Annotated in this window: 4 protein-coding genes; all 4 read left to right on the top strand. The window is 44.2% G+C overall.

Features of this window, described 5'->3' with window-relative positions; translation table 11 throughout:
* The first annotated feature begins 208 nt into the window (after nt 1-208).
* The 4 genes from ASC49_RS19855 (at nt 209) to ASC49_RS00910 (ending at nt 6,347) form a co-directional block, all read left to right on the top strand.
* Entirely contained in the window at nt 209-2,524 is a 2,316-nt protein-coding gene (locus ASC49_RS19855) for a type I secretion system permease/ATPase (protein ID WP_055461623.1), read from the top strand.
* Between the two features lie 2 nt (nt 2,525-2,526).
* Nucleotides 2,527-3,867 carry an HlyD family type I secretion periplasmic adaptor subunit gene (locus tag ASC49_RS00920; protein WP_055461330.1) on the top strand — a complete coding sequence of 447 codons (1,341 nt, stop codon included), beginning with the start codon at nt 2,527-2,529 and terminating at the stop codon, nt 3,865-3,867.
* A gap of 112 nt (nt 3,868-3,979) precedes the next feature.
* A complete protein-coding gene (locus ASC49_RS00915; RefSeq protein WP_055461329.1) occupies nt 3,980-4,612 on the top strand; it encodes a response regulator transcription factor in 633 nt (210 codons plus the stop codon).
* A gap of 421 nt (nt 4,613-5,033) precedes the next feature.
* On the top strand, nt 5,034-6,347 hold the full coding sequence (locus tag ASC49_RS00910; protein WP_245624614.1) for a CmpA/NrtA family ABC transporter substrate-binding protein: 1,314 nt from the start codon (nt 5,034-5,036) through the stop codon (nt 6,345-6,347).
* The last annotated feature ends 68 nt before the right edge of the window (nt 6,348-6,415 follow it).

Genomic DNA, 6,415 nt, shown 5'->3' with positions numbered 1-6,415 from the left:
AGAGCCAGAGCCAGAGCCAGAGCCAGAGCCAGAGCCAGAGCCAGAGCCAGAGCCAGAGCCAGAGCCAGAGCCAGAGCCAGCAATGGTTTCTGATGATACTGCTACGCCTATTAGAAAAACTCAGTCGTCGGCTATCAAGTCAGCTATTTCAAAGTTGTTTAAGAAAAGAAATCAGGCGTCGGGTGATAAAACTGAAAAGCCAAGGGTAATGATCGTTCCTGAGGTGGAGAGTAATAATGTCAGTTCTAAAACAGACTCATCCGTTGTGGAACAGGGTCTCGATAGCTTTATCGAAGAAAATAACGAAGATAATTCGATAACAGATTCTGACGGCGAAATCTCTACTGAACCCAAAAATGCGCAAAAGAAGCGTGATGGTTCTTGGGATCGCTTTTCCGATAAGCTAGAAAGTGTTGACCCGCTGCTAGACTGCTTGGTATTGCTTTCAAAGCAGTACAATAACCCCTATACCGCAGACGGCATTCTGTCTGGGCTACCGACGTCAAACGAAGGTATGACGCCAGCGCTCTTTACCCGCGCAGCGAAGCGTATTGGGTTTGTGTCCCGTTTTGTTAAGCGATCACTTGATAATATTCCGAAAGAGCTAATGCCTGTTGTTCTTTTGCTAGAGGATAAACAAGCCTGTGTACTATTGAGTATAGATAGCCAAGCGAATACAGCAGTACTGTTGTTGCCAGAGTCAAGTGATGGAGAGGTAACCATGTCGTTATCCAGCCTCGCTGATGCTTATTCAGGCTATTGCTTTTTTATTAGACCGCAATTCCGTTTTGACAAGCGCTCTGGTGAAGAACAGGGCCAAAATGGGGATAAACATTGGTTTTGGGGAACACTAGTTTCATCTTGGCGGATATATCGAGATGTTTTTATTGCTTCACTGCTAATCAATATCTTTGCCTTGGTCAGTCCTCTTTTTGTCATGAACGTCTATGACAGAGTTGTTCCAAATAACGCTTTTGAGACATTGTGGGTGTTGGCCATTGGGGTCAGCGTTGTGTATTTCTTTGACTTCTTGCTCAGAATACTGCGCTCTTACTTTATTGATATAGCAGGTAAAAAGTCGGATATATTGATCTCTTCGAATATTTTTTCGAAGGTCAATAATATTACCATGGCATCGCGTCCTCGATCGATTGGTGGCTTTGCGAAAAACTTGCAAGACTTCGATAGCATCCGTGACTTCATCACTTCTGCATCGGTGACGACCCTAGTAGACATTCCGTTTATGTTCTTGATTGTGGCGGTTATTTATTTGATTGGCGGTCCCTTAGGACTGATTCCAATCGTTACAATTATTGCTGTCGTCGTATACTCTTTTGCTATTCAGAAACCGCTAAAACGATCCATTGAAGAAGGCCAAAAAACAGCGGTACAGAAAAATGCGGTATTGATAGAAAGTTTATCAAATGCCGAGAGTGTCAAGATCAACAATGCCCAAGGCGCTTTACAGCAGCAATGGGAGCAAGCGGTTGGGAACATAGCGGATTGGGGTCTTAAGACTCGGCAATTGGCTCAATCTTGCTCGTCGTTTGCGTTAGTTGCTCAGCAAATGACAACGGTCGCAATGATTATATTTGGGGTTTATATGATCTCTGAGCGCGAAATGAGCATGGGGGCACTGGTGGCCTGCGTCATGTTGACTGGGCGAGCTTTGGCTCCAATGGCTCAGTTCGCGGCTTTGGCCGCTCGCTACAATCATGCGAAATCTGCCTTTAAAGGATTAGACTTGATAATGAATTCGCCAGTTGAACAGCCAGATGATATCAAGTTTGTACATCGACCTAAATTTGATGGCAGTTTTGAATTTGATAACGTGGCTTTCAGTTATCCGGATCAGGATCAAAACGCTATTTCAAAAATCAATCTTAAGATTCGTTCTGGCGAGAAGGTTGGCATTATTGGGCGTATTGGTTCGGGTAAGTCGACATTGGGTAAATTGATGATGGGACTGTATGAACCTAAAGAAGGTTCTGTGCGCATCGATGGTATCGATTTAAGGCAAATTAACCCCGTCGATTTAAGGCGTAACATTGGTGCTGTTTCACAGGATGTGACCCTGTTTTATGGCTCAATCAAAGAAAACATTTCATTTGGTGTGCCGTTTATTGAAGACGAGGCCATTATCCGTGCCGCAGATTTATCTGGGGTTTCAGAGTTTGCCAATCATCGAGCATCAGGATTGGATAGCATTGTTGGTGAGCGTGGCCAGCACCTATCTGGTGGCCAGAGGCAAAGTGTTGCTATCGCAAGGGCACTATTATTCGATCCTAGCATATTGGTACTAGATGAACCGACTGCTTCGATGGATAACACGACTGAAACTCGAATGCGTCGTCGTCTGGCGAAGATTATGGCGGATAAAACATTAATTCTGATTACCCATAAAACGTCTATGTTGGATTTAGTTGACCGAATTATTGTAATGGATAATGGCCTAATTTTAGCTGACGGACCGAAAGCGCATGTGTTTGAAGCACTACGCCAAGGTAAGTTGAAAGTGAGCTAAGCATGTTAAAAAAGAGCGAACGTAAAAAAATTGATCAGGCTGATCTAGAGTTTCTTTCAGATAGAAACGCAGCGATTATGCTGAAAACCCCTCAAGGAGGCCGAATTATTCTTTGGGGTGTATTTGCCTTTATGGTCTGTGCTCTGATTTGGATGCATTTTGCCTCCATTGATGAAGTGACCGTTGGGCAAGGGAAGGTGATTCCATCAAGCCAGGTTCAAGTGATTCAGAACTTAGAAGGAGGGATTCTTAAAGAGATTAATGTTCGAGTAGGGCAGTCTGTTGCTCAAGGTGATCTGTTGATGACCATTGAGAATACTGAAGCATTGTCTTCTCTGCGTGAAAGACAAGTTGAGAGAGCCAATTTAATGGCTCGTGCTGCTCGACTTGACGCAGAAGCGAATGGTTTAGAACCCGTTTTTGCGGACTTTATTCAAAAAGAGTATCCCGATGTTATTAATCGTGAACTGGATTTGTATAGAAATAGGCTTGCTTCCTTACAGGCGAATCAAGCGATATTTGAACAACAAGTGGCTCAAAAACAGCAGGAAATTGTTGAACAGCGGGCCAAGCTTAAGAATTTCCAAGATAGCTTCGAGCTAGCAAACGAAGAGCTTAGATTAACACGTCCTGCGTTTGAGCAGGGGGCCGTTTCCCGAGTAGAGCTGTTGCAACTAGAACGACAGGTCAATCAGCTACAAGGTGACCTACAGGCCACTAGATTAGCACTGCCAAGGGCTCAGTCAGCATTAGAAGAAGCACGAACAAAATTAGCAGAAAGTACAGCGAAGTTTCGTGCAGAGTCTCAAGAGCAACTAACGGATGTTCGTTCTCAGCTGGATCAAATTAGAGAAGCAAGTGTTTCCTTAGAGGATAAAGTTGATCGTACCTTGGTTCGTTCCCCTGTAAAGGGGATTGTGAAGCAGGTACAAATTAATACTGTCGGTGGTGTAATTAAGCCAGGGATGAGTTTGATGGAAATCGTTCCTGTTGAAGACTCGTTACTGATTGAGGCAAAAATTCGTCCTGAAGATATTGGCTTTATCAAGCCGGATTTGCCTGCTGTAGTAAAGCTTACCGCTTATGATTTCTCGATCTATGGAGGTTTAGAGGCTAAGGTGGAAAATATTTCCGCTGATACCATCCTTGATGAGGAAGGAAATAGTTTTTACGTTGTTAGAGTTCGAACCGAAAGAAGTTATTTGGGTTCTAATGACTCGCCATTACCTATTATTCCCGGTATGCAATCCTCGGTAGATATCATCACAGGTAAGAAAACCATTTTAGATTACATACTTAAGCCGATTTTTAAGGCAAGACAGAATGCATTACGTGAGAGATAGTTACAATTTGCTGTCTTAAAATGAGTTTTTTTTACAAAAGTTAACGTCGAATGCAAAATCTCATCAATATAATCGAACTTTGTTCTGTATTGAGTGACCTAAGGAGCCAATCTTGAAAGTATTGTGTTGGAACGCAAATGGGTCAGTCTTCGAGCATTGGAAGAAAGTCGTTCCCTCAGAAGCGAGCTTAGTTCAAACCCAAGGGTATGAAGAGACGCTCAATCGGCTGGAACATGACTCTTTTGATTATTGCTTTGTATACCTTGATAACGATGCTTTTTCTGAAAAGGTAGAGCTAGTTGTTCAAATACGCGAGCACTATCCTAATGTGAAGATGGTTGCTTTTCCTTACCTACGCAGCCAGTCCGCTGGGGTCCGCATGCTATCCATGGGGGTGAATGCTCAATGCTCTCCTTACATTGCCAAAGAGCAGCTTGGTTTAGTGTTATCCGTGGTGGACTCGGGGGAAATTTGGGGCGGCAAAGAGCTGATTCAACAACTTATACAAAATTCATCACAGAATACGGCTGCACACAGTGATGTTCTATCATTTGAGGGTTCGGAGCTATTGTCAGAGCGAGAACTTGCGGTGGCTGACAAGGTTGCAAAAGGTCTTTCAAACAAAGAAATTGCACGTCATTTAGATGTGACTGAGCGGACGATCAAAGCTCATTTGACCGCAATTTTTAAAAAACTGCAGATCAAAGACCGCTTATCCTTAGCGCTGCTTGTACAGCGTGGCTAATCATAAATTCATTCACCTGCCCGATCATTTCTAGCGCGTTAAAAAGGTTCATACAATATTCTGTGTGAACCTATTTTGGGCAATTCAAGCTCGGACCTGATACCAACGCTCCTTTCTCTTAGCCTAAATAATTGAAATTTATAATTTTATAGAAATTGGCACGCAATATGCTTTTTTTAAACTGATCGAATAGAACCCTGTTACTGCAATGGCGTGGTAGTGAGGTAATAGAAAAAAGAGTTTAAAGATTTGGCAAAGGCGCCTGCAGCTTCATCGCTGCAGGCGCCTTTTTCGTTTCTGGGCTTTGTAAATGAGATTGGAGCAACCACGAATGAAAGCAGTATTTGATAATAAACTTGATCTATCTAAGGTTATGGGCGCAGTGAAAGTAGCAACTTTGGGTTTTACACTGAGTGCTTTAATGGTTAGTCAGGCCTATGCAGAGCTCGGTTATCCTGAAAAAGAAGAGCTGAAGTTTGGCTTTATCAAGCTAACAGATATGGCGCCATTAGCGATTGCCTATGAGAAAGGTTACTTCGAAGACGAAGGCCTGTATGTGACCTTAGAGGCTCAAGCCAACTGGAAAGTACTATTGGATCGAGTCATTGATGGGCAATTGGATGGTGCACATATGCTGGCAGGGCAGCCGCTAGGGGCGACCATTGGCTTTGGTACCCAAGCGCATATCATTACCGCGTTTAGCATGGACTTGAACGGTAATGGCATCACTGTTTCAAACGATGTCTGGCAAGAGATGAAGAAGAACATCCCTGTTGGGCCAGACGGTAAGGTGGTACACCCGATTTCTGCCTCGGCGCTAAAACCGGTGGTGCATTCTTACAAGTCTCAAGGTAAGCCGTTCAATATGGGCATGGTTTTCCCCGTTTCTACTCACAACTATGAGTTGCGCTACTGGTTAGCCGCAGGGGGCATCAAACCTGGTTACTACGCGCCAGCTAAAGGCGATATCAGCGGTCAATTGAATGCCGATGCGTTGTTATCAGTCACCCCTCCACCACAAATGCCAGCCACACTTGAGGCCGGCACCATCTATGGCTATTGCGTAGGCGAACCTTGGAACCAACAAGCGGTATTTAAGGGGATTGGCGTCCCTGTGATTACCGATTATGAAATTTGGAAAAACAACCCAGAGAAAGTGTTTGGGGTGAGTAAAGACTGGGCTGATGAGTATCCAAATACGCATATTAGGGTGGTAAAAGCCATGATTCGCGCGGCGAAATGGCTGGATGAAAACAACAATGCTAACCGTCCTGAAGCCGTTCAAATTCTATCTCGCTCTGAATACGTTGGCGCGGATGCAGATGTGATCGCCAATTCTATGACGGGTACTTTTGAGTATGAGAAGGGCGACAAGCGCGATGTACCAGACTTCAATGTATTTTTCCGCCATAACGCGACTTACCCATATTACAGCGATGCCATTTGGTATCTGACACAAATGCGTCGTTGGGGGCAGATTGCAGAAGGCAAATCGGACAGCTGGTATATGGATACCGCGAAGAAAGTCTATCGCCCAGATATCTATGCCGAAGCGGCTAAATCTTTGATTGAGGACGGCTTAATGGAAGCGTCTGAGTTTCCTGACTTCGCTAAAGAAGATGGGTTCAAGGCCCCTCAATCAGATTTTATTGATGGTGTGGTATTTGATGGGCGCAAGCCAAATGACTACATCAACAGCTTTGCAATTGGTTTAAAGGGTGATGAAACGCTTTGAACTAGACATGACAGGGAGGCATTATGCCTCCCTGTGATCTTGGAGAATGGGTTATGAGCGCGATTGTA

The organism is Marinomonas fungiae (assembly GCF_001418205.1).
Classification (GTDB): domain Bacteria; phylum Pseudomonadota; class Gammaproteobacteria; order Pseudomonadales; family Marinomonadaceae; genus Marinomonas; species Marinomonas fungiae.
The sequence above is the reverse complement of the archived record's forward strand: the minus strand, read 5'-3'. Positions and strand labels throughout refer to the sequence as shown.